The following is a 23,516-nucleotide window of genomic DNA, read 5'->3' on the forward strand; positions in this document are numbered from 1 at the left end:
TGCCGTGGTATATGGTGCCGATCTTGCGATAAAGAAAGGTAACTATGGGTTTGCTTGAGCAACTACAGTCCATGACCCTGGCCGAAGTGGCGGGTTTTGGACTGACCCTCTCCGCCATCTGGCTGGCCGCCCGCAACCATAGGCTGACCTGGCCGCTGCAGATGCTGGCAGGCGTGCTGTATATCTGGCTGTTCTGTAGCGTCAACCTGTTTGGCGAGGCCGCCCTGAACGGCCTGTACGTGGTATTGGCCGCCTATGGCTGGCGCGCCTGGCGCCGTGGCGATGCGACGCCCTCCCTGCCCATCACCCCTATGAACCGGCGAGATTACGCCGTGCTGCTGGGCCTGGGCGGTGCGGGTACGGTGCTGGTGGCGCAGCTGCAGCTGAGTTTTCTGCCTACCGATCTGCCCTGGCTGGATTCCACCGTCTTTGTCTTTGGCGTATTGGCCCAATGGCTGCAAGCCCGGCGCAAGTTGCAGAACTGGCTGCTATGGATAGCCCTGGATATCCTGGCTGCGGGTATCTATCTCCATAAGGATCTGCATATCACCGCCTTGCTGTATGTCCTGCTGGCGGGCTTGGCGGCCTATGGCTGGCTTGATTGGCGCAAGCGCCTGGCCCAGGGCGGCGTGTGAGCCATGCGCAAGATTGCGGTAGTGGGTGCCGAGTCATCCGGTAAAACGACATTGAGCCAGGATCTGGCGCAGGCACTGGATGCGGCTTGGCTGCCCGAGTATGCGCGGCATTATCTGGCAACACGCGCGACCGTCGCTTATGGCCTGGCGGATGTCGTGGCTATTGCGCAGGGTCAGCTGGCTGGCGAGGTCGAGCCGCGGCGTTGGCAGGGCAGCGACCGGAGCGACTGGCTGGTGTGCGACACCAACGCACTGGTTTGCATGATCTGGGCCGAGGTGCGTTTTGGGCATTGCCCAGCAACAATTCGAGCCTGCTGGCAAGCCGATGACTATGTGCTGCATGTGCTGCCCACGCCCGATATCGCCTGGGAGCCCGACCCATTGAGAGAGAATCCCGAGGACAGAGAGGCCTTGTTTGCACGCTATCGCGATGCCTTGATGCAGGCTGGCGCCGCCCATATCGTGGTACAGGGCAGCCCGGCGGCGCGGGTACAGGCCGTGCTGGCTGCGTTGGGGCTGCCATCTTCGCCAAGCCCCGTCTAAGGTTGGCAGCCCCCTTGGTGCGTTGCACAGGCTAGGGGGCTGGCCAGTAGGTTGTATCAGAACCAATAGCCAAAGCTGAGGCTGAATCCCTTGGCGTGTGGCGCGCGGATATAGCTCAGACCGCCGCGCATGCTGCTGGTGCGGGCATTGGCGGCCCGCTTGCTGCCAAAGGTGACGCTGACCTCCTGTTGATTGCGGTTGAACAGGCGGGTGCCGGTATAACGGGTATCGACCAGGGCGTATTCCCAGGTCACCGGCTCGTCACCCAGCATCATGGTGGAGTTTTGCTCGATCAGCACCCCGTTGCGGAATACCGTGTTGCGTATGTCGGGGTCGTAGGCGACATCGTTGACCTTGAGCTTGAGCGCTTTGTAGAAGCCCACCATATTGCCGATGGTGAAGCTGAAGTCCTTGCCAGGTATCACATAGCTGCTGGTAATGGTGGCATTGCCCATGGCCACGCCAGAGCCCAGATCGGGCGAGCCGGTGGCGCGCAGGCCACCCGTGAAGGCCAGATACCATTGCTCCGATATCGGGCCGCGATAGGTCAGCGACATCCCCACGTCGTAGGCCTTGGCGCCTTCCACATCGGTCTGTGCCAAGGGCACGTAGATGGTCAGCTCACGGCCAGGTGTTTCGAACTGGCGGGAGTAGGACAAGGGTAGGCTGGCAGCATCGCTATCCATATCTCGTGGATTGCTTACGCCATTGGCTACCAGCTTGGTATAGCTGGGCATGAACCCTACCAATCCACTGGGCTTGTCGGCCTTGCCACTGGCCTGGCTGGGGCTGACCAGGCCAAGACCGTAGTCTTGCGCCGCACCACGGCTCATCATGCTGTTGGGGTTGCCGGCCACCGGGTCTACCGGTGAGGTTTCGACCAGCGCCCGCTGCAGCCGCGACAGCAGATCCGGGTTCTTCTTGAAATACTCCTTCAGCAAGTCCTCGCTGGCATTGCGGCTTGCCCCCTGGAAGGTCTGGCTCAGGTTGAGCACCGGGATATCCAGTCGCAGCAGGGTACTGCCTTGGGTCGGATAGGCCAACAACATGTTCACACCACGGAAATCCAGCTTCAGGCTGGCCGTTTCGGTACCGTTGTAGCTGGCGATCAACGCGCGCATGCCGGCATCGGTGGTGGCGGCCAGGGCATCCTCGGCCGTGTCGTACTGGCGGGATTGAGTCTGGCCATTCACGGTGGCGGTGATATCGAATACCCCGGCCCAGGCGACGGGGGCTGCCAGGGCCAGGCCAAACAGGCAACTGCGGACGATATGACGGTGTCTCTCCATGATATGCCTCCTGCTGCAGTGTGGTTATTGGATAACACCGGTATGGTCGAGCGCCGACGGCGATGGCAAGGCCGATTTGGGCTTAAGGCGATGATCGGTAGTCGCTTGTTGCGCAAAAGAAAAAGCGGCCAGAAGGCCGCTTGGTGGGTTTGCAGTATCAGCGTAGCTGGTCTAGCACGGCCAGGATGGGTTGCAGCACGCCGGCCCCCAGCTTTTTCGAGCGCTCGCCGCTCCAGCCGTATTCTTCGTCTGGCAGGTTGGCGTTGTCCTTGAACGGCATTTCTATGGTGTAGGACAAGCAATCGAAGTTCTGTCCCACCCAGTTGGTCGCCAGGGTGAGGTTGCCTTCGCCGGCCTTGTCGCGCTCGTAGCCAAACTTGTCCTGGAAGTCTGGGCTGGCGCTGATCCAGGCTTGCTTGAAGGCGTTTTCCAGTGCTTCCAGCCTGGGTGTGTAGCCGGGGTTGCCTTCGCAGCCGGCCACGAAATTGTAGGGCAGGGCTTCGTCGCCATGGGCGTCGAGGAAGAGGTCGACACCGGTAGCCTGCATCTTCTGGCGTACCAGCAAGACTTCGGGCGAGCGTTCCAGCGTGGGGTTGCCCCATTCGCGATTGAGGTTGGCACCGGCGGCATTGGTGCGCAGGTTGCCACGGGCGGCGCCGTCGGGGTTCATATTGGGCACCACATGGAACACACACTGGCCTAGCAGCACCCGGCTGACCGGGTCGTCGCTGTCCACCAGGCGCTCCAGGAAGCCTTCCACAAACCATTCGGCCATGGTCTCGCCTGGGTGTTGGCGGGCAATCAGCCACACCTTCTTCTTCTGCGCCAGCGGCGTGGTGCTTTCTTCATCGGTGATGCGCAGCAGGGTCATGTCGCGGCCATCCAGCGTCTGGCCCAGGTGCTCGACCTCGACTTTGTCTGATTCGGTAGCAAAGCCGATCAGATCGAGGTGGCGCTCGTACGAGTAGGGTTCGAAATAGGCAAAGTAGACGCTTTGTGCCAGCGGGGTGAGCTGGGTGGTCATCACCTGGCCATCAAAGCTGGTGGGCAGGCGGAACCAGTGCTGGCGGTCGTAGCTGGCCACCACACGGTAGTCGGGCCACCCCTTGGGGTAGGCGCTGCTGCCTGCATTGAGAAAGCGCATGCTGACGGGCAGGCCGGCGGCGCCCTGCAGGCGGAAGTGGAACCACTGGGCGAATTCGCTGGCGTTGTCGGGCTTGATTTTGAGCTGGATATCGCGATGATCGGCCAGGCTGACCACCTCGATGGCGCCGGAATCGAAAGCGGTGGAGATATGCAGTTGGGTCATGGGCGTACTCTGGGCTATGCCGCCGCAGCGGCAGGTTGGACGCGCAGAGTTTAGCGATTACCGCGACGAATTGCTGTTTATATCGTTTGGCCCGGCGCGATGGCCATCAGATGGCATCGCTACGGAAATTCCGCCGGTATTTCACGAACCCGCGCTTGCGCTCACCATCGTAGCCCTGTGCAGCAAAGAAGCGATGGGCATCGAGGCGGCTGGCGGTGCTGAGCAGCATGATCTTGGAGCAATCGCGCGCCAGGCAACGCTGCTCTACTTCGGCCAGCAGCAAGGCGCCTATGCCCTGGCCGCGCGCGCTGGCGGCGACTACCAGGTTCTCCAGCAGGGCATAGGGCTGGCGGGCGTACATGGTGTCTGGACAGAATTGCAGGTGGACAGTTGCCAGCAGGCGACCTTGGTGCTCGACCACCAGCAGGCCCTGGTCGGGGTTGCCGGCCAGATGTTCTATCTGTTCCGGCAGCACCGTGATGGCTGGGTCGTCTACCAGTTCATGGTAGAGCGAGGCGATGGCGCTAGCATCGGCGGCTTGGGCTAGGCGTATGTGCATGGTAGTGGGGAGCGGCCAGGGGCGTATCAAGTCTAGGTGGCTGGCACGCAAGCAGGCTGTCGGCCAGCGCCTGCATGACATCGGTGCGTTGGCCTGTTGTGCCCGCCGTTGCGGAGCGCGGTATTTACTCTTCTACCTTGCCATCCAGATAGACCCAGCGGCCCTTGTAGCGGACGAAGCGGCTTTTCTCAGCCACCTTGGCGGCCTTGCCGCCTATCTTGTACTTGGCGACGAATTCCACCGTACCTTCTTCGTCATCCGGGCCGCCGGCTTCGCTGCCCTTGATGGTCAGGCCTACCCATTTGGCAGAGTCATCCTTGAGGTTGAGGTCGTCCGGGCGGGTATCGGGGTGCCAGCTATAGAGCAGGTAATCGGCCTTCTTCATGACATAGGCGCTGTAACGCGAACGCATCAGTGCCTCGGGATTGCGGGCGCCTTCTTTTTCCATATGGAGCATGAAGCAGCATTCCTTGTAGGGCTTGCCGCTACCGCAGGGGCAGTCTGTGGGGAACTCGTGTTTGGACATGATGCATTCCTGATGGGTGGTGCACGATGACGGTGCGATGGTCATCGTGTCGGGTAAAGTGGGCGTGGAGTTGGTAGGGTCGGCTTTGTCGTGGCTCAGCCTGCGCCCAGCTGCAAATAACCGTAGTTGTAGCACTCATACAGCGCGGCCAGTACCGACTCTTCATACTTGGCGGGCGGCAGCTTGCGCTGGTTGGCCAGCTGCCGGAGTACGGCGTGGGCTGCCTGGTCTGCCTCCAGGGTGTCGCCATTGATGTAGACATGCTCGTCATCGAACAGCATGACGGATTTGAGATCCAGCGCGACGCCCTGCTTGGCGACTGCCTTGGCAAATTTCGCCTCACCCAAGTCATCGTCAGGGCCATCGTAGAACACATGGGCCTTGGGCTCGCTGAAGTAGCGGCCGACAAAATCGCGCACGATGGTTTCATCCCAGCTGATGCCTTGCAGCATACCTGCGACCTGCCGGACAAAATCGGCGGGCAGGCGTGCCGGGTCGGCTGGCAGGGTCAGGCCTGGGTCGGTATAGATGCCATCGAGTTCGATACGGTCACGCAGAAAGTCGAGAAAGGCACCGCCCAGCTCCTGTGCTGTAGGTGCGCGGAATCCCACCGACCAGGTTTGCCCGGGCTCCAGTGCCACGCCTTCATGGGCATAGCGTGGTGGCAGGTAAAGCATGTCGCCATGCTCCAGCACCCATTCCTGCTCGTGCTCGAAATGCTGCAGCACCTTTAAGGGGGCATCCTCGACCAGAGTCAGGTCGGTCTGCGATGAGATACGCCAGCGCTTTTTTCCACCTACCTGCAACAGGAACACATCGTAGCTGTCGAAGTGAGGCCCCACGCCGCCACCGGCCGGGGCGTAGCTGATCATCAGGTCATCCAGCCGAACATGGGGGATGAAATCGAAGCGATATAGCAGTTGTGCCGCGAAAGGGATGTGATGGTTGACGTTCTGTACCAGTACCGTCCAGTCTGCCTCCGCCAGCTTCTTGAAGCGGGATGGCCGGAAGGGGCCGGACTCGCAGGTCCAGCGCCCTTGTTTTTGTTCGATCAGGCGCGATTCGACGTCTTCTTGTCCGGCGAGGGCAAGCAGGTCGGGCAGTTCAGGCAGCCAATCGAATTGGGTAACAGCCTGGCGTATCAGCAGCGGCTTTTTCTGCCAGTAGTCGGCCAGAAACTGCTCGGCCGTCAGATTGCCGAGTGGCGGATTGGGCATATGGGCTATATAGAAAAAAGTGGTATGGGCCGGATTATCTCACCCGGCGCCGCGCTGTGCAGCAGCAGGTGTGGGAGGGTGGCCGCATGCCCTGATGCTGTTCGAGGCAGAGGGCTTGCAGGCAAGGCACAAGCGGGGTCTGGATTGTTGTCGGCGCGATGGTTGGTTGTGAGTTCGTTCAAGACGGGGGTGCATGCATATGCTTGAAGCCGGCGGGCCTGCGCCCGATTTTGAACTGCCCGATGCCGCCATGGACATGGTCAGGCTGTCGGATTTTAAGGGTGACAAGACGGTTGTGCTGTATTTTTATCACCGTGACGATGACCCCGGCTGTACGCGCGAGGCCATTGAGTTCTCGGATCTGGCTGACCGTTTTGCCAAGTCCAATGCCGTGGTGTTGGGCGTGAGTCTGGATGACCCGCTCTGCCATGAGGTATTCCGCGACAAGCATGGCTTGATGGTGAGGCTGTTGTCAGATTCTGAAACAGAAGTGTCACGTCGATATCACACACTGCGGGAGATGGAACGCAATGGCGTGGTAAAATTCGGTACCGTACGTTCGACATTCATTGTCGATCGCAACGGCACGTTGCGTCATGCGCTCTACAACGTTACTCCACGTGGCCATGCCGCAGACGTGCTCAAACTTATTCAGCAACTCGACGCCTAGGCGTCGTCCAAGGAAAGCCCTCATGGAAATCGTCAAGAATTCGGTTGTCTCGCTGCACTATGAAATGTTCGACGCAGCAGGCGAACTGCTCGACCAGACCCAGGCCGATGAGCCCATGGTCTATCTGCACGGTGGCTATGACGGCATTTTCCCTGCCGTTGAAGAAGCCCTGCATGGCAAGAAGGTCGGCGACAAGATCGATGTCTCGATGGAGCCTGATGATGCCTTCGGCGAGTACGATGCCGAGCTGGTTCGCATCGAGCCGCAGGATGTGTTCCCTGAGGAGATCGAAGTCGGCATGATGTTCGAGGCTGATGATCCTGAGACCGGCGACGTGATGTTGTTCACTGTGACCGAAATTGCCGATGGCAAGGTGGTGGTTGATGGCAACCATCCTCTGGCCGGCAAGCGCCTGCGTTTTGTGGCTACCGTGTCGGAAGTGCGTGCTGCCAGCGCAGAAGAGCTGGACCATGGCCATGTGCATGGTCCGCATGGCCATCACCACTAAGAGCCGCGTTACGCTGGCAGGCAGCATCGCATAAGTAGGCGAGGCGAGGGCACCCGGGGAACCCGGGTGCTTTTACGTCGGGGGTACTCAGACAGCGGCTCTTCCTTGATTGAGCCCCACCCCTACGCCCGCCCGCAGGCGGGGAGCCTCGCTGCGTGCCATAGGCTTTGGCCTTTCGGTGGTCATGAGCTTATGGCGGGCGCTAAGCATTTGATGCGGCAGCAAGAAATGGCGAGCGTTGCTCGCCGTTTTGCTTTGTAGGCTGTCCGCTTGCCGTCTATTGTTCAAGACAATGGCACCCCATGCAGGGTGTAGAGTAAATGGGTGGTGGGCGAATTGCTGCAGGGCGATGGTGGCTGAGAGGGCTTCTCGTTTTATATCTTCAATACGGGAAAACCTATGCTGTATGCGGGCTTCAGAGCAAAAGCTCGATTGCCCACACTGCCGTCATGGCGCTAAAATTGGTGCGTTGCAGCAGCTTTCTACGATTTCTTGCAGGTGGTTGTCCGCCACTCGGGCGTATTTGACGACCGCTTGACGCATATCAATAGAGGCGGCGGACGGAGTTTGCATACTCCGCCTGCCAGTCGCCTGCTGATGGCCCGGTAGCCTGCGTCGCCATGGGTATTCCATGGCCTGCATTGCCGGGGTAGACAGCACCAGAGGCTGGATAACCAGCCCTTACAAGAATATGTGCCAGACCGGCGCGGAGAGAAGAACACGACGACACGTTTCGTCGTGAGCGGACCCGTTTTTGCGGTCGAACCGGATTTTTTGCGTTCTCGGAGAGTTTCATGCAGGCCAATTCTGCGCTTGAGCCCCATGGCGGGGTGGAGACCTTCAACTATCGGGTGGTGCGGCAGTTCAGCATCATGACGGTGGTTTGGGGGATAGTCGGTATGCTGGTGGGGGTGATCATCGCCGCCCAGATGGCATGGCCTGAACTGAACTTCGGTCCCTATTTCCATTTCGGTCGCCTGCGTCCGCTGCATACCAATGCGGTGATCTTTGCTTTCGGTGGCTGCGCGCTGTTTGCCACCTCCTACTACGTGGTGCAGCGTACCTGTGGGGTGCGGCTGATATCCGACAAGCTGGCGGCCTTTACCTTCTGGGGCTGGCAACTGGTCATTGTGGCTGCTGCCATTACTTTGCCGCTGGGTTACACCTCGGGCAAGGAATACGCTGAGCTGGAATGGCCCATTGATATCCTGATCACCGTGGTGTGGTTGTCCTACGCCTATGTCTTCTTCGGCACCATTGCTCGCCGTACCCAGAAGCACATCTACGTGGCCAACTGGTTCTACGGGGCCTTTATCCTGGCGGTGGCGCTGCTGCATGTGGTCAATAGCATGGCTATACCGGCCGGTGCCTGGAAATCCTACTCGGCCTATGCCGGCGCCGTGGATGCCATGGTGCAATGGTGGTACGGCCACAATGCCGTGGGTTTCTTCCTGACCGCAGCCTTTCTCGGCATGATGTACTACTTTGTGCCCAAGCAGGCTGGCCGTCCGGTTTACTCCTATCGTCTGTCGGTGGTGCACTTCTGGGCGCTGGTGTTCACCTATATGTGGGCCGGTCCTCACCACCTGCATTACACGGCACTGCCAGACTGGACGCAGAGCGTGGGTATGGCGTTCTCCATCATCCTGCTGGCGCCAAGCTGGGGCGGCATGATCAACGGCATCATGACCCTGTCTGGCGCATGGCATAAGCTGCGTACCGACCCCATCCTCAAGTTCATGATCACCGCACTGTCGTTCTATGGCATGTCGACCTTTGAAGGTCCGATGATGTCGATCAAGACGGTGAATGCGCTGAGCCATTACACCGACTGGACCATAGGCCATGTGCACTCCGGTGCCTTGGGCTGGGTGGCGATGATTTCCATTGGCTCAATCTACTACCTGATTCCGCGCCTGTTCGGCCGCGAGAAGATGTACTCGACCAAGTTGATTGACGTGCACTTCATGATGGCAACCATAGGCGTGGTGTTGTATATCGCCGCGATGTGGATGGCCGGTATCACCCAGGGCCAGATGTGGCGCCAGACCAATATGGACGGCACCCTGACCCACGCCTTTATCGATAGCGTGAAGGCAACCTATCCGTACTACTACGTCCGTGTGCTGGGTGGTGCGCTCTATCTGGGTGGCATGTTCCTGATGGCCTACAACATGGCTCGCACCATCATGCAGGGCAAGGCATTCGATGCCCCCGTGCCCGCTGTGTCGCAACACGCCCACGCCTGAGCCTAGGAATCGTCATGGATAAGATTCAGAAACTGATCGAAGAAAACGTCGCCTACCTGATCGTGTTTACGCTGTTGATCATCAGCGTGGCCATGCTGGTGGAGATACTGCCGTTGATGTTCTCCAAGTCCACCACCCAGCCCACGCCGGGTGTGAAGCCCTATAACGCGCTGCAGCTGGCTGGCCGCGATGTCTATATCCGCGAGGGTTGCTACAACTGCCACTCGCAGATGATCCGGCCTTTCCGCGCCGAAACCGAGCGCTATGGCCATTACTCGGTCGCCGGCGAGTCGGTGTATGACCATCCCTTCCAGTGGGGCTCCAAACGTACCGGCCCGGATCTGGCCCGCGTGGGTGGCCGCTACTCCGATGAGTGGCATGTAGTTCACCTGATGAACCCGCGTGACGTGGTGCCGGAATCCAATATGCCGGCCTTCCCGTGGCTGGCGGTGAACAAGGTGGATCCGGCCAAGGTGCAGGCTGGCATGACCGCGCTGACCAAGGTTGGCGTCCCCTACACCAAGGAAGAAATCGCCAAGGCGCCCGAGATGGTGGAAGGCAAGACCGAGATGGATGCGGTGGTGGCCTATCTGCAGGGCCTGGGCCTGGCGCTCAAGGGCATACGCTGAGGAGTGACGGACATGGATATCAATATCCTGCGTGAAATTCTCACCGTGGCGGGCCTGACCTGCTTTGTCGGCATCGCCCTGTGGGCCTATGGCAAGCCGGCCAGCCAGCGCTTCGATGAAGCGGCCATGCAGCCTATCAATGACGACGACCTGCCGCACGAGCAGGCCGGGAGTAAGCAATGAGTGACTTTTTCAGCGAATTCTGGGGCTATTGGGTAGCCGGTATCGTTGTCCTGTCCCTGGTCTGGCTGACTTATCTGCTGATTTCGCAGAGCGTGGTCAAGCTGCCCAAGGGACAGCAGGCAGATGTGACAGGCCATAAGTGGGATGGCGATCTGGAGGAGTACAACAATCCGCTGCCGATGTGGTGGATGGGCTTGTTCTACCTGACCATCATCTTTGCCGTGGTGTATCTGGCCTTGTACCCTGGTCTGGGTGCTTACCAGGGCAGCAAGGGCTGGACGGCCGTGGGCCAGTACGAGCAGGAGTCGGCTGCCAAGGACAAGGACGTCAAGCCCTTGTACGACAAGTATCTGAAGGTGGATGTGGCAACCCTGGCCAAGGATCCGGCGGCGCAGAAGTCGGGTCAGAGCCTGTTCCTGACCTATTGCATGCAGTGCCATGGCTCGGATGCGCGTGGTGCCAAGGGCTTCCCCAACCTGACGGATGCCGACTGGTTGTATGGTGGTAAGCCGGAGCAGATTCTGGAGACGCTGAACGCCGGACGTGCCGGCCAGATGCCTGCCTTTGGTGTCGCTTTTGGCGAAGAGAAGGTCAAGGATGTCGCCAACTACGTGCAAAAGCTGGCCAGCAAGAAGTATGACGCTGTGCGGGCCGCACGTGGTCAGGCTACCTACCAGCAGGTGTGTGTGGCTTGCCACCAGGCCGATGGCAAGGGTAGCCAGTTGATTGGTGCACCCAACCTGACGGATACGGTCTGGCTGTATGGCGGCAGTGAGCGCGCCATCACCGAAACCATCACCAATGGCCGCAAGAACCGCATGCCGGCCTGGAAGGAAGCGCTGGGCGAGGGCAAGGTTCACTTGCTGGCGGCCTATGTCTACGGCTTGTCGGACAAGCCTGAAGCAGGCACCAAGCCCTGATGAGATTGCCCGCCTGCGACCATCGGTCGCAGGCGGGCTGTTGCTGCCATCCGGCACAATGCGTTGTGGTGCAGGATAGCCATTGCACCCCTGCCGATAGCGACATCCTCGCCTGCAGACGTTTGCCGAAAGCGCCGCGCTTTCGAGAGATGTTTGAGAGCCCAAGCCATGTCCAAGACCTTCAAGACCATACCCATCAAGGTGGTGCCCGCCACCCCGGCCGATAACCCGGTCGAATTGGAGGAGGTGGTACTGTACGAGAAACACAAGAAGGTCTATCCGCGCTGGGTGACCGGTCGGTTTACCCAGTGGCGCTGGTTCTGGCTGGTGGCCACCCAGCTGTTCTTCTATGGCATGCCCTGGCTGCACTGGGGTGACCGACAGATGCTGCTGTTCGACCTAGTGCATCGCAAGTTCTATATCTTCGGTTTTATCTTCCTGCCGCAAGATCTGATCTACCTGACGGCCCTGTTGCTGGCCAGTGCCTTTGGACTGTTCGTCTGGACCTCCATAGGCGGGCGGCTATGGTGTGGCTATTCCTGTCCGCAGACGGTCTACACCGAGATATTCCTGTGGGTGGAGAAATGGGTGGAAGGTGATCGCTTGGCCCGCATCAAGCTGGACAACGGCCCCATGAACCTGCGCCGGCTGCGGCTCAAGTACACCAAGCACGCCATCTGGATAGTCATCGCGCTGTGGACCGGCTTTACCTTCGTGGGTTACTTCACCCCCATACGTGAGTTGGCCGGCAAGGTGCTCATGCTCTCGACCGGCCCATGGGAGACCTTCTGGATACTGTTCTACGGTTTTGCCACTTATGGCAACGCAGGCTGGATGCGTGAGCAGGTATGCAAGTACATGTGTCCCTATGCCCGCTTCCAGAGTGCCATGTTCGACCCCGATACGCTGATCATCAGCTACGACGCCGAGCGGGGTGAGCCGCGTGGCAGCCGCAAGAAGACAGATGATTACAAGGCTGAAGGCAAGGGCGACTGTATCGATTGCAAACTGTGCGTGCAGGTCTGCCCGGTGGGTATCGATATCCGGGATGGGCTGCAATATGAGTGTATTGCCTGCGGTGCCTGTATCGACGCCTGTGACAGCATCATGGACAAGATGGGTTATCCGCGCGGGTTGGTGCGCTACACCACCGAGAATGCGCTCGCTCACAAGTACCCGGAAAAAGAGATCGCCAATCACATACTGCGGCCTCGGGTGATCATCTACAGCGTGGCATTGTTCCTGGTGCTGGCGGCAGTGGCGGTATCACTGGTGCTGAAGTCGCCCATCAAGGTGAATATCTTGCGTGACCGTAATGCCTTGGTGCGAGAGACGGACGAGGGGCTGGTGGAGAATAGCTATCGGCTGCAGATTGAGAATACCGACGAGAAGTTGCACCGCTTTGTCATTCGTGCCGAGGGCTTGCCTGATCTCAAGGTGCTGAGCGACCAGGGCGATATCGTCGAGGTGCCGGGTAATGGTTCGGCCGTGGTGGGCATTCGGGTGCAGGTGGAGCCGCAGCTGGTTACGCGGGGCTCCAAGAAGATCTATTTTGTGGTGCAGGCGGCAGATGACCTGACGCTCAAGGTGCGCGAGAAGTCGAGCTTCATCGGTCAGTAACAGACCGGGCCCGGCCGGGTCCGGTATTTCATAGCGGGTTTTTTGCCATGTCTGATTCCAATCGCTGGTATCGCCAGCCAGTCGTACTGCTTTTCCTGGGCTTGCTGCTGGTGACGGTGCTGGCCTGCATACACCTGATCAAGGTGGCCATACAGAGCAATGATGGCCTGGTGGTTGACGACTATTACAAGCGTGGCAACGAGATAGGCATGGAGATGGCCCGCGATCAGCAGGCCAGCGCCTTGGGTTTGTCGGCACAGCTATTCATGGCCGAGGACGGCCAAAGTGTGCGCGTGCTGCTGGTGCCCTTGCCAGCAAGCCCAGCGCCCTTGAAGTTGCGGTTTGCCCACCCCACCCGATCGGGTTTGGATCAGGTGGTGACGTTGCAGCCGGTGGATGGCGCCATGCTGTCTGGCCGTCTGGCGAGCCCCTTGGTCAGCCAGCGTTGGCTGGTGCAGTTGGAAGACGAGGCGGCCAAGTGGCGCTTGCGGGCTGAAGCCAAGGTGGGGCCAGGTGCGACGCTAGGCCTGAGCAGCACGCCCGCAACGGCGGCGCCGGTGGCAGTACCCGCGCAATAACACCAGGGTGCCATCCCGGCCGGTGGGCGTTTTAGTGCTGTCCTGACCGCGCTAGGGAATGGCCTTAGGGCAAAGACTGGGCTGCTTGCTTGGCGGTTCATCCACCCAGTTGGGGTAGTAGCCCAACTTGTCCTGCACGGCAGCGTCGTGGGCGGGCACGATCTGCAGTTGTGGCATCTCGCTGGCTATCTGGGCCAGTTGGCGTATCTGGCTGGCCGTGGCGTCGCGGTCGTTATCGGCCAGTTGCCGGGCAAACCAGGACTTTTCCCTTGCCCCGTCCAGCGCCTGCGTGGTCCAGATGGTATCGCCCACAAAAAACAGGCTGCGGCCCGAAGCCAGTCGGGTGAACAAGCCGACAGAGCCGGGTGTGTGGCCGGCCATGGGCACCAGCACGGCGCTGCCATCCCCAAACAGGTCAAGACTCTGTTGGTACCCTAGCCAGGCCTGGGGGGCGAAGCTGTATTCGCGCCACTTGATTGGCGGTGTATGCACCTGTGAGGGGAAGATGGTCGGTGGTGTGCCGCTGGCAATGAACTGACGCTCCGCCGAGGTGACCCAGACCTCGCTATCGGGGAAATCGACCAGGCCGCTGACGTGGTCCCAATGAGCGTGCGAGAGGATGATGCGGGGGATCTTGCGCCCGGCCAATTGGCGGACGGCAGGGCAGGGGTGCTGGTAGCGCAGGAAAGGGCCAGTCCACCAAGGCATGTCAGCCTCCACCTGGGCGTCGACCTGGGTGCCGAGCCCCGCATCGAACAGCAGTTCACCTTGCGGGTGGGATACCAGCACGGCGGTGTACACCAGCGGCAGCTTGTCCCAGCTGCCGCCTGCCACAGCCAGCATGCCCCGTGTCTCTGCATCGGCTGTCTTGATCAGCGCGACCCTGACTGAGGGTGCAGCCTGGCCGGCCAGGCTGCAGAGCAGGAGCAGCCAGCGGATGGACTTCATGCGGCGGCCTCGTCATCGGCCATTACGGCGCGTTCCTGCGCCCATTCGCGCATGGCGGTGATACGTTCGGCCATGACCAGTGATAGGGGGCGGGTACGTGCCAGCTCAGCCAGCAGGTGTGCTTGAGTCAATGGCTGTCCTTCGGTCTGGGCTGCAAAGCGGCTGGCTACGACGGCTTGTTCGATCTCGGCGCCTGAATATCCCTCGCTGGCATCCAGCAGCCCAGACAATTGCGCCGGTGTGAGGGTTTCGTTGCGCTGGCCTAGGTGGATGCGCCAGATTTCCTCCCGTGCTTGGTGACCGGGTAGATCGACAAAGAAGATCTCATCCAGCCGGCCCTTGCGTATCAGCTCGGGAGGCAGGCTGTCGATATCGTTGGCCGTCGCTACGATGAATACGGGGTGCTTGCGTTCGGCCATCCAGGTCAGCAAGGTGCCCAGCACCCGCCGGGAGACCCCGCTATCAGCGCCTGTGCTGTCGGTGCCCAGGCCTTTTTCTATTTCGTCTATCCATAGCACGCAGGGTGCCATGCGATTTGCAGCGGCCAGTGCGCTGCGCAGATTGCGCTCAGTCTCGCCAAAAAACTTGTTGTAGAGCACGCCAAAATCAAGCCGCAGCAGCGGCAGGCCCCAGCTACCGGCTACGCATTTGGCGGCCAGGCTCTTGCCGCAGCCCTGCACGCCGGTCAGCAGGAGGCCCTTGGGGCTGTCCTTGGGGTTTTGGGTATCGCCAAAGGCATGCTCGCGCAGCGCCAGCCAGCGCTTCAGGCCGGCCAGGCCACCCAGCTCCGCAAAACGGCCAGTGTCAGCCTCAAAGCTGAGCATGCCATCCTGGTTGAGGATATGGTTCTTGGCTTGGGCTACATGGCGGAGATCGGCTTCGGTCAGCATGCCGTCATCGTCTATGACTTCCCGCACCAAGCGATGTATGTCGTCCATGTTCAGGCCGGCCAGCAGGCGTACCAGCTGCTCCAATACATCGTTTGAGGCTTTTACCCTGGTACCACCACGCAGCTTGGCGTAGACCTGAGCCTCCTGGTGGATCAGCTTGCGGATGTCGTCTGCTGACGGTGGTGACAGCGTAAAGGTGGTCGAGAAGCGTTTCAGTTCGCCTGGCAAATCGACATCGGGGCCAAAGAAGATCAAGGTGCGCTGGGTTTGATGGCGTTGATGCACCAGTGACTTGATCAGCCGGATGGTGACGGCATCGTCCAGGAAGGGGTGGGCGTCAAAAAAGACAAACACGCCATTCTGCGGCGACTTGTATAGATGTCGCAGGGCATGGTGCAACTCGTAGGTATCGGTCGGTCGCTGCGTTTCGGAGGTGATACGGCGTATCAGGCCGTCTACAGCTGTCCAAGAGAACAGAGGTAGCTCCTGGCGCCGTGCCAGTTGTTCTATCAGTGCCAGGAAGCGTGGCTCTTCGTCGCTTTCCACGGTGATGATGGGGTGTCTTGCATGCAGCAGCACGTCAAGCTGATGTTGCTCGGAAGGCTTGTCTTGAAGGTCGAGTGCGGGAAACATGTGCGTATTCTAGCCACCAGCCCACACTAACTGCAGCATATTGCGCAGCGTTGGCGGCTGATAGGTTGATGGCGGCTTCCGCGCTGCACAATAGTCGAGTAAAATAGTCGGCCTTTTTCCATGCCTCCCAGAGCCCACCGAATGTTCGCACGCCTACGTGAAAACATTGCCGTCGTGTTCGATCGCGACCCCGCAGCCCGCTCGACCTGGGAAGTGATTACCTGTTACCCCGGCTTTCATGCGTTGACCTTTCACCAGTTGGCGCATGGGCTTTGGCGTGCCAATTTCAAATGGCTGGCCAGGCTGGTATCGCATTTCAGCCGCTTTACCACGGGCATAGAAATACATCCTGGCGCCACCATAGGCCGCCGCGTGTTTATCGACCATGGCATGGGTATCGTGGTGGGCGAGACGGCCATCATCGGTGACGATTGTACGCTCTACCATGGGGTGACCCTGGGGGGCACCAGCTGGAACAAGGGCAAGCGGCATCCCACGCTGGAGCGCGGCGTGATCATCGGTGCCGGGGCCAAGATATTGGGACCGATCACCCTGCATGCGGGTGCCAAGGTGGGCTCCAATGCGGTGGTGGTGAAGGACGTACCTCCCAATGCCACTGCGGTGGGCATACCGGCCCGCATTGTGGCGGATGATGTGGCCCAGGCGCGTGAAGCCAAGGCAGAGAAGATGGGCTTCTCTGCCTATGCGATCTCCAGCAAGATGGACGACCCGATGGTGCAGGCCATACACGGTCTGGTGGACCACAGTACCAATATCGATGCCCGCATCGAACTGATACTGCGCCGGCTGGAGTCCTTGGGGGTGAATTGCGCCGAGGAACGGGCTACGGCAGACAAATTTGATGCGAACTATTTGAACCGTATTGTTGACTAATTTAGTAGGATAAAATCTTGACTAAAAAAGTCGGGTATTTTATCCTTCAGGCTCAATCAAGGTCGCTTGCCAGCCCACCAGACACCGCCTGTGCCCCGCGGCGCGCTTGCCCAAGCAGACAGTATAAACAGGTACATCCATGCGCTTGACCACCAAAGGTCGCTTTGCTGTAACCGCCATGCTGGATCTGGCCCTGCGAGAGCAGAAGGGGCCGGTGACGCTGGCGGGTATCTCCGAGCGGCAACAGATTTCGCTGTCCTATCTTGAGCAGCTTTTCGGCAAACTGCGCCGCAACAGCCTGGTGGACAGCGTGCGCGGCCCCGGTGGCGGCTATTGCCTGGCGCGGCCTGTGGCCGATATATCGGTGGCCGACATCATCACGGCGGTGGATGAGCCGTTGGACGCCACCCAGTGCGGTGGCAAGGAAAACTGCCTGGAAGACAACAAGCGCTGCATGACGCACGACCTGTGGTCTGACCTGAATCGCACTATTTATGAATACCTGGCCTCGGTAACCCTGGCCACGCTGATAGAGAAGCAGCGCACAGCCTGTGCCAGCACCCAGGCCACCAGTGAGTGCGTACTGCACGACAAGCGCAAGAGCACGCAAGAACACCAGGCCCTGGCCTGAAACTGTTGACACACAGAGGCCATAAGGCCCGCCTGACCGACTGGGCGTTGATGCATCGTATGGAGCGTAGTAAATGAAATTGCCGATTTACCTCGACTATTCCGCCACCACCCCGGTGGACCCACGCGTTGCGGAGCAGATGATTCCGTGGCTGACCGAGCAGTTTGGCAACCCGGCCAGCCGCTCGCACCCCTTCGGCTGGGCTGCCGAAGAGGCCGTCGAGGCCGCCCGTGAGGAAGTGGCCAAGCTGGTGAACTGTGATGCCAAGGAAATTGTCTGGACCTCTGGTGCGACCGAATCCAACAACCTGGCGATCAAGGGGGCGGCACATTTCTACAAGGACAAGGGCAAGCACCTGATTACCATGAAGACCGAGCACAAGGCTGTGCTCGATACCATGCGTGAGCTGGAGCGCGAAGGCTTTGAGGTGACCTACCTCAGCCCGATGGAAAACGGCCTGCTTGATCTCGACCTGCTCAAGGCTACCCTGCGCGATGACACCATCCTGGTGTCGGTGATGGCAGTGAACAATGAAATCGGCGTGATACAGCCTATCGCGCAACTTGGTGAGCTGCTGCGTGAGCGCGGCATCCTGTTCCATGTCGATGCGGCGCAGGCCACGGGCAAGATTGCCCTTGATCTGTCCAGCCTCAAGGTGGATCTGATGAGTTTCTCGGCCCACAAGACCTATGGCCCCAAGGGGGTAGGTGCCTTGTACGTGCGGCGCAAGCCACGGGTGCGCCTGGAAGCCCAGATGCATGGTGGCGGCCATGAGCGCGGCATGCGCTCGGGCACTCTGGCAACTCACCAGATCGTGGGCATGGGCGTGGCGTTCAAGCTGGCGCGCGAAGAGATGGCTACTGAGCTGGAACGTATCCGCATGCTGCGCGATCGCCTGTGGCATGGCGTGTCGGGCATGGAAGAGGTCTATCTGAACGGTGACATGGATGCGCGCGTGCCGCACAACCTCAATGTCAGCTTCAACTATGTAGAAGGCGAATCGCTGATCATGGCGCTGAAGGACCTGGCCGTGTCGTCGGGCTCGGCCTGTACCTCGGCTTCGCTGGAGCCCAGCTATGTGCTGCGCGCCTTGGGTCGTAATGATGAACTGGCTCATTCGTCCATTCGTTTCACCATCGGCCGCTTTACCACGGTTGAGGATATCGATTACGCCATCAAACTGATCCACGAAAAGATAGGCAAGCTGCGCGAACTGAGCCCGCTGTGGGACATGTTCAAGGAAGGCATAGACCTGAACACGGTGCAGTGGGCTGCACACTGACAGGTGCTGAAGGATGGCAGCCGGTAACCCAGGTTTCCCGGCTGGTAGCAATGGTTTCTAGGGTGGCTGTTGAGCAGTAGCGAGGACTTCCCGCCTCGTACTCCACCACCCCTTACAGGAGTAAACGACATGGCATACAGTGACAAGGTCATCGACCATTATGAGAATCCGCGCAACGTTGGCGCCTTCGACAAGGGTGACGAGTCGGTAGGCACCGGCATGGTTGGCGCGCCGGCTTGTGGCGACGTGATGAAGCTGCAGATCAAGGTGGGTGAAGGCGGTGTGATTGAAGACGCCAAGTTCAAGACCTATGGCTGCGGCTCGGCCATTGCCTCCAGCTCGCTGGTGACGGAGTGGGTCAAGGGCAAGACGCTGGATCAAGCCCTGAACATCAAGAACACCCAGATTGCCGAAGAACTGGCACTGCCACCGGTCAAGATACACTGCTCCATCCTGGCTGAAGATGCCATCAAGGCAGCGGTAGCCGATTACAAGGCCAAACACGAGGGCTGATCATGGGACTGTCGCTGTCTGAAAGCGCTGCCAAGCACGTCGCCAAATACATTGCCAAGCGGGGCCGTGGCGTAGGTGTGCGCTTGGCCGTCCGTACCTCGGGTTGCTCAGGCATGGCCTACAAGCTGGAGTTTGTGGACGAGGCTGCGGCTGAAGATCTGGCGTTCGAGAGCTTTGGCGTCAAGATATTTACCGATGCCAAGAGCCTGCCCTATATCGACGGTACCGAACTCGACTTCGTGAAGGAGGGCTTGAACGAAGGGTTCAAGTTCAATAATCCTAACGTCAAGGACGAATGCGGTTGCGGCGAAAGCTTCAATACCTGAGGTCTGAGCTGCACCGTAGACAAGCCGGGCACCGCCATGCGGTGCCTTGCTTTTCGGTCGGTACGCTTTGCCACGATGGCTTCCCACCATGAACCACTTCGATTTCAGCCACGACCACTTTACCCTGTTTGGCTTGCCTCGCGCCTATAGGCTCGATATGGCCAGCATGGAGACGGCATTTCGTGCTCTGCAGACGCAATACCACCCGGATAAGGCCGCCAGCCTGACCGACGCCGACAAGCGTATGGCACTGCAGGCGGCTACCCGGGTGAACGAAGCCTTTCAGACCCTGAAGTCTCCCCTGGCACGTGCGCGCTACTTGCTGCTGCTGGCTGGGGTGGATACCCAGGAGGAAACCAATACGGCTATGCCGGTGGATTTCCTGATGCAGCAGATGGAATGGCGTGAAGCGATTGCCGATGCCAGGGCCGCCAGCGATGTGGATAGCCTGGAAGCGCTGGGTCGCGAGTTGCGGGGCGTAGGGTGTGCCATGGAAACCGAGTTGGGATTGCTGTTGGACGAGCAGGCCGCACATGCCCAGGCCGCTACCGTGGTGCGCAAGCTCAAGTTCATGGAGAAGCTGGAGCAGGAAGTGGGCGATGCGATCGAGCGTCTGCTGGATTGAGCGGATAGCTCTCCAGCCTGTGACTGCACAGCTGATTTGAGTAGGAGTTGAATGTCGATGGCACAGGATGCCAGCATTCGACCCGCAAGCATTAATCGAAATGCCGGAGTAACCGGCTTTAGCCCGGTGCGCTGCTTTTGCTTGGCGTGCCAGAGTGGACTGACATGGCTCTTTTCCAGATCGCCGAACCCGGCCAAGCTGCCGAACCCCATCAACACCGCCTGGCGGTAGGGATAGACCTGGGTACGACCAATTCGCTGGTGGCGACGGTACGCAGTGGCTCGGCCACCGTACTGGCCGACGAGACCGGCGCTACGCTGCTGCCCTCGGTGGTGCACTATGCTGCCGATGGCCAGACCACCGTCGGCTATGCTGCCCAGCTGCGGCAGAGCGAAGATCCGCGCAATACCATCGTCTCCGTCAAGCGTTTCATGGGCAGGGGGGTGAAGGATTTGCCCGATTCGGCCGCAACACCCTACCGTTTTGTCGATGCGCCAGGCATGCTCAAGATCAAGACGGTCGCGGGTGAAAAAAGCCCGGTCGAAGTGTCGGCCGATGTGCTGCGCCACCTGAAGCAGCGTGCAGAGGCCAGCCTTGGGGGCGAACTGCTGGGTGCGGTGATTACCGTGCCGGCCTACTTTGACGATGCCCAGCGCCAGGCCACCAAGGACGCGGCCACGCTGGCCGGGCTGAATGTGCTGCGATTGCTGAATGAGCCTACTGCTGCAGCGGTAGCCTACGGTCTCGATAACGCTGCCGAAGGCATCTATATCGTGTACGACCTGGGCGGCGGCACCTTTGATGTGTCCATTCTCAAGCTGACCCGAGGGGTGTTCGAGGTGCTGTCTACCTCGGGCGATTCGGCGCTCGGCGGGGATGACTTCGACCAGCGCATCTATTGCTGGGTTGTGGAGAATGCGGGCCTCAGCCTGCTGGGCGATCACGACACCCGCCTGCTGCTGACCCACGCGCGCGAAGCCAAAGAGGCGTTGACCGATCATGCCGAGACCCGCATCACTGCCAAGCTGGCCGATGGCGAAGTCGTAGACCTGGCGCTGAGCGCCGAGGTGTTCCAGCAGATTACCGCCCCGCTGGTGCAAAAGACCATCAGCCCAGTACGCAAGGCGCTGCGCGATGCCAAGCTGGACATGAGCGAGATCAAGGGCGTAGTGATGGTGGGCGGCGCCACCCGCATGCCGCATGTACGCCGCGCCGTGGCCGATTTCTTTGGCCGAGAGCCGCTGACCAATCTGGACCCCGACAAGGTGGTGGCGCTGGGCGCGGCCATGCAGGCCAATGCCCTGGCGGGCAACAAGGGCGATGACGAGTGGCTGCTGCTGGATGTTATCCCGCTTTCCTTGGGCCTGGAAACCATGGGGGGGCTGACGGAGAAGGTGATTCCGCGCAACAGCACGATACCAACCGCACGCGCACAGGAATTCACCACCTTTAAGGATGGCCAGACGGCCATGGCTATCCATGTGGTGCAGGGTGAGCGTGAGCTGGTGGCCGATTGCCGCAGCCTGGCCCGTTTCGAATTGCGTGGCATACCGCCCATGGTGGCGGGTGCCGCTCGTATCCGGGTGACCTTCCAAGTCGATGCAGATGGCCTGCTGGCAGTGTCGGCCCGCGAGCAGTCCACCGGGGTGGAGGCCAGCATAGCCGTGAAGCCATCGTATGGCCTGGCTGACGACGAAATCGCCCGTATGTTGCAGGATTCCATGCAGCACGCCAGTGAAGATATGCTTGCGCGCACCCTGGCCGAGGCGCGGGTGGAGGCCGAGAGCTTGATTGCAGCGACCCGTGCGGCACTCGCCAGCGATGGCCAGTTGCTTGATGCCGAGGAGCGTGCCGAGGTGGAAGCAGCACTGGCCCGCTTGCAGGCCGCTAGCGCAGGTGAGGCTGCCACAGAGATTCGGGCGCAAACCGATGCACTGAACCAAGCAACCAGCGAGTTTGCTGCCCGCCGCATGGATGCCGCAGTAAAACGGGGCCTGGCTGGGCAAAAGCTCAGCGAACTCGGATAAATAGACCATTTACCAGCGTGGGCGGGGCTGCAAATGTTGCTGCTGCCACCCGCGCTGCCTTCGCCCCCATGCGGGACGAAGCCAACCAAGACAGAGGCGTAGCACCATGCCCATCATCACCGTACTGCCGCACGACCAGCTTTGCCCCAAGGGTGCCACCTTTGAGGTGGACACGGGCGTAACTGTTTGCGATGCCTTGCTCAACCACGATATCGCCATCGAGCATGCCTGCGAGAAATCCTGCGCCTGCACGACCTGCCACGTGATTGTGCGGCAGGGCTTCAACAGCCTGACGCCCAGCGAGGAAGAGGAAGACGATCTGCTGGACAAGGCCTGGGGTCTTACCAGCGTGTCGCGCTTATCGTGCCAGGCAGTGGTGGCCGGCGCTGACTTGACCGTGGAAATTCCCAAGTACACGATCAATCACGCCCGCGAGCATTACGATAAGGACTGGGATATCTGATATCCGCCGTACCACCCGCCTACAGCGAGAGAGCACGCCGTGAACCTGCCACTGAGTAGCCAGCAACGTGTCGAAGCCGCCCTGGCGGCCAAGGGCATCAATATCGATATCAAGGTTTTTCCGGCTGGTACCCGTACCGCCGCCGATGCCGCCGCCGCCATAGGTTGCCAGGTGGCCGAAATCGCCAAGTCCATCGTGCTGCGGGCGGTCAGCTCGGACAGGGTGGTGGTCGTGGTGGCCAGCGGCAGCAACCGGGTGGATGAACGCAAGTTAGCCCAACTGCTGGGTGAGCCACTGGCCCGTGCCGATGCGGACTTCGTCCGCCGCAAGACAGGCTTTGCCATTGGTGGCGTTGCACCGGTAGGGCATCTGGAAGCGCCCTTGCTGCTGCTCGATCAAGACCTGCTGCAGTACGAACATGTATGGGCGGCTGCCGGTACCAGTGACAGCGTATTTCGCCTGACCCCAGCCGAACTACAATTGCTGACGGATGCACCGCTGGCGGACATCAAACAGGAGAACAAAGCATGAAATGGATAGACTCCCGCGATATCGCCATCGAACTGGCTGAGAAGTTTCCGGATACCGACCCCAGGACGGTACGCTTTACCGACCTGATGCAATGGGTGCTGGAGCTGGAGGGCTTTGATGATGACCCTGCCCACTGCGGCGAAAAGATACTGGAGGCCATACAGCTTTGCTGGATGGATGAGGCGGAGTAAACCAGCACATCATTGCTGTGTTGCCTTGTTGCAAACCAGCTAAGTGACTGTTTGATAATCTGTTGCGGCTTGGTGAGCACTTGCTGGGTAGTGAAGGGCGTAGCAATACGCCCTTTTGCTTTTTCAG

Annotated in this window: 27 protein-coding genes; 20 read left to right on the forward strand and 7 right to left on the reverse strand. The window is 60.0% G+C overall.

The genetic code is table 11. The features are described 5' to 3' along the window. The first annotated feature begins 44 nt into the window (after positions 1-44). Together pnuC and QWZ03_RS09530 are read left to right on the forward strand one after the other, a co-directional pair. Complete coding sequence (gene pnuC, locus QWZ03_RS09525) at positions 45-635, forward strand: nicotinamide riboside transporter PnuC (protein ID WP_290332485.1); 591 nt, start codon at positions 45-47, stop codon at positions 633-635. A 3-nt stretch (positions 636-638) separates the two neighbouring features. Further along, positions 639-1,178, forward strand: a complete 540-nt coding sequence (locus tag QWZ03_RS09530) for an AAA family ATPase (protein ID WP_290332486.1) — start codon at positions 639-641, stop codon at positions 1,176-1,178. A gap of 56 nt (positions 1,179-1,234) precedes the next feature. On the opposite strand, the gene QWZ03_RS09535 is transcribed toward QWZ03_RS09530, so the two are convergent. The 5 genes from QWZ03_RS09535 to QWZ03_RS09555 all read right to left on the reverse strand — a co-directional run bounded on the left by QWZ03_RS09535 (position 1,235) and on the right by QWZ03_RS09555 (position 6,078). Next, on the reverse strand, positions 1,235-2,467 hold the full coding sequence (locus QWZ03_RS09535; protein ID WP_290332487.1) for a hypothetical protein: 1,233 nt from the start codon (positions 2,465-2,467) through the stop codon (positions 1,235-1,237). 157 nt (positions 2,468-2,624) lie between these two features. After that, positions 2,625-3,776 carry a M14 family metallopeptidase gene (locus QWZ03_RS09540; RefSeq protein WP_290332488.1) on the reverse strand — a complete coding sequence of 384 codons (1,152 nt, stop codon included), beginning with the start codon at positions 3,774-3,776 and terminating at the stop codon, positions 2,625-2,627. 106 nt (positions 3,777-3,882) lie between these two features. Continuing rightward, positions 3,883-4,335, reverse strand: a complete 453-nt coding sequence (locus QWZ03_RS09545) for a GNAT family N-acetyltransferase (RefSeq protein ID WP_290332489.1) — start codon at positions 4,333-4,335, stop codon at positions 3,883-3,885. A 124-nt stretch (positions 4,336-4,459) separates the two neighbouring features. Further along, a complete protein-coding gene (locus QWZ03_RS09550; RefSeq protein ID WP_284196719.1) occupies positions 4,460-4,861 on the reverse strand; it encodes a YchJ family protein in 402 nt (133 codons plus the stop codon). A 95-nt stretch (positions 4,862-4,956) separates the two neighbouring features. Beyond that, the gene (locus QWZ03_RS09555; RefSeq protein ID WP_290332490.1) at positions 4,957-6,078 is read right to left on the reverse strand and encodes a cupin domain-containing protein; all 1,122 of its coding nucleotides are present in this window, start codon (positions 6,076-6,078) and stop codon (positions 4,957-4,959) included. A gap of 193 nt (positions 6,079-6,271) precedes the next feature. On the opposite strand from QWZ03_RS09555, the gene QWZ03_RS09560 reads away from it, so the two are divergent. From QWZ03_RS09560 to QWZ03_RS09595, 8 genes are all read left to right on the forward strand, one after another. Then, on the forward strand, positions 6,272-6,748 hold the full coding sequence (locus QWZ03_RS09560) for a peroxiredoxin (protein ID WP_284196717.1): 477 nt from the start codon (positions 6,272-6,274) through the stop codon (positions 6,746-6,748). A gap of 22 nt (positions 6,749-6,770) precedes the next feature. After that, entirely contained in the window at positions 6,771-7,256 is a 486-nt protein-coding gene (locus QWZ03_RS09565) for an FKBP-type peptidyl-prolyl cis-trans isomerase (protein WP_284196716.1), read from the forward strand. Positions 7,257-8,050: 794 nt separating this feature from the next. After that, a complete protein-coding gene (gene ccoN / locus QWZ03_RS09570) occupies positions 8,051-9,505 on the forward strand; it encodes a cytochrome-c oxidase, cbb3-type subunit I (protein WP_284196715.1) in 1,455 nt (484 codons plus the stop codon). A 14-nt stretch (positions 9,506-9,519) separates the two neighbouring features. Further along, positions 9,520-10,134 (forward strand): cytochrome-c oxidase, cbb3-type subunit II, encoded by a 615-nt coding sequence (gene ccoO / locus QWZ03_RS09575; protein ID WP_290332491.1) that lies wholly within the window; start codon positions 9,520-9,522, stop codon positions 10,132-10,134. A 12-nt stretch (positions 10,135-10,146) separates the two neighbouring features. Next, positions 10,147-10,317 carry a cbb3-type cytochrome oxidase subunit 3 gene (locus QWZ03_RS09580; RefSeq protein ID WP_308447537.1) on the forward strand — a complete coding sequence of 57 codons (171 nt, stop codon included), beginning with the start codon at positions 10,147-10,149 and terminating at the stop codon, positions 10,315-10,317. Next, positions 10,314-11,237 (forward strand): cytochrome-c oxidase, cbb3-type subunit III, encoded by a 924-nt coding sequence (gene ccoP / locus QWZ03_RS09585; protein WP_290332492.1) that lies wholly within the window; start codon positions 10,314-10,316, stop codon positions 11,235-11,237. Before QWZ03_RS09580 ends, ccoP begins: the two co-directional genes overlap by 4 nt. 168 nt (positions 11,238-11,405) lie before the next feature. Further along, a complete protein-coding gene (gene ccoG, locus QWZ03_RS09590) occupies positions 11,406-12,857 on the forward strand; it encodes a cytochrome c oxidase accessory protein CcoG (RefSeq protein ID WP_290332493.1) in 1,452 nt (483 codons plus the stop codon). A 47-nt stretch (positions 12,858-12,904) separates the two neighbouring features. Then, entirely contained in the window at positions 12,905-13,435 is a 531-nt protein-coding gene (locus QWZ03_RS09595; RefSeq protein WP_290332494.1) for a FixH family protein, read from the forward strand. Positions 13,436-13,486: 51 nt separating this feature from the next. Here the strand turns inward: QWZ03_RS09595 and QWZ03_RS09600 are convergent, their stop codons facing one another. Then, complete coding sequence (locus tag QWZ03_RS09600; protein WP_290332495.1) at positions 13,487-14,383, reverse strand: MBL fold metallo-hydrolase; 897 nt, start codon at positions 14,381-14,383, stop codon at positions 13,487-13,489. Then, positions 14,380-15,906, reverse strand: a complete 1,527-nt coding sequence (locus QWZ03_RS09605; RefSeq protein ID WP_290332496.1) for a Ycf46 family AAA ATPase — start codon at positions 15,904-15,906, stop codon at positions 14,380-14,382. The genes QWZ03_RS09600 and QWZ03_RS09605 overlap by 4 nt, the downstream gene beginning before the upstream one ends. Before the next feature lie 141 nt (positions 15,907-16,047). On the opposite strand from QWZ03_RS09605, the gene cysE reads away from it, so the two are divergent. The 10 genes from cysE to iscX all read left to right on the forward strand — a co-directional run bounded on the left by cysE (position 16,048) and on the right by iscX (position 23,389). Continuing rightward, positions 16,048-16,800, forward strand: a complete 753-nt coding sequence (gene cysE / locus QWZ03_RS09610) for a serine O-acetyltransferase (RefSeq protein WP_290332497.1) — start codon at positions 16,048-16,050, stop codon at positions 16,798-16,800. A 139-nt stretch (positions 16,801-16,939) separates the two neighbouring features. Beyond that, complete coding sequence (iscR, locus tag QWZ03_RS09615) at positions 16,940-17,431, forward strand: Fe-S cluster assembly transcriptional regulator IscR (RefSeq protein WP_284196707.1); 492 nt, start codon at positions 16,940-16,942, stop codon at positions 17,429-17,431. A 73-nt stretch (positions 17,432-17,504) separates the two neighbouring features. Next, on the forward strand, positions 17,505-18,713 hold the full coding sequence (locus QWZ03_RS09620; protein ID WP_290332498.1) for an IscS subfamily cysteine desulfurase: 1,209 nt from the start codon (positions 17,505-17,507) through the stop codon (positions 18,711-18,713). A 129-nt stretch (positions 18,714-18,842) separates the two neighbouring features. Beyond that, the gene (iscU, locus tag QWZ03_RS09625) at positions 18,843-19,226 is read left to right on the forward strand and encodes a Fe-S cluster assembly scaffold IscU (protein WP_284196705.1); all 384 of its coding nucleotides are present in this window, start codon (positions 18,843-18,845) and stop codon (positions 19,224-19,226) included. Between the two features lie 2 nt (positions 19,227-19,228). Further along, positions 19,229-19,552 (forward strand): iron-sulfur cluster assembly protein IscA, encoded by a 324-nt coding sequence (gene iscA / locus QWZ03_RS09630; protein WP_284196704.1) that lies wholly within the window; start codon positions 19,229-19,231, stop codon positions 19,550-19,552. An 88-nt stretch (positions 19,553-19,640) separates the two neighbouring features. After that, the gene (gene hscB / locus QWZ03_RS09635; protein WP_290332499.1) at positions 19,641-20,177 is read left to right on the forward strand and encodes a Fe-S protein assembly co-chaperone HscB; all 537 of its coding nucleotides are present in this window, start codon (positions 19,641-19,643) and stop codon (positions 20,175-20,177) included. 164 nt (positions 20,178-20,341) lie between these two features. Next, positions 20,342-22,204, forward strand: coding sequence for a Fe-S protein assembly chaperone HscA (gene hscA, locus QWZ03_RS09640; RefSeq protein WP_290332500.1), 1,863 nt, complete (start codon positions 20,342-20,344; stop codon positions 22,202-22,204). 106 nt (positions 22,205-22,310) lie between these two features. After that, positions 22,311-22,667, forward strand: a complete 357-nt coding sequence (gene fdx / locus QWZ03_RS09645; RefSeq protein ID WP_290332501.1) for an ISC system 2Fe-2S type ferredoxin — start codon at positions 22,311-22,313, stop codon at positions 22,665-22,667. Between the two features lie 39 nt (positions 22,668-22,706). After that, entirely contained in the window at positions 22,707-23,198 is a 492-nt protein-coding gene (locus tag QWZ03_RS09650) for a YbaK/EbsC family protein (protein WP_290332502.1), read from the forward strand. Further along, on the forward strand, positions 23,195-23,389 hold the full coding sequence (gene iscX / locus QWZ03_RS09655) for a Fe-S cluster assembly protein IscX (protein WP_284196699.1): 195 nt from the start codon (positions 23,195-23,197) through the stop codon (positions 23,387-23,389). The genes QWZ03_RS09650 and iscX overlap by 4 nt, the downstream gene beginning before the upstream one ends. The last annotated feature ends 127 nt before the right edge of the window (positions 23,390-23,516 follow it).

It is taken from the genome of Chitinimonas viridis, assembly GCF_030409555.1.
GTDB classification, from domain to species: Bacteria; Pseudomonadota; Gammaproteobacteria; order Burkholderiales; family Chitinimonadaceae; genus Chitinimonas; species Chitinimonas viridis.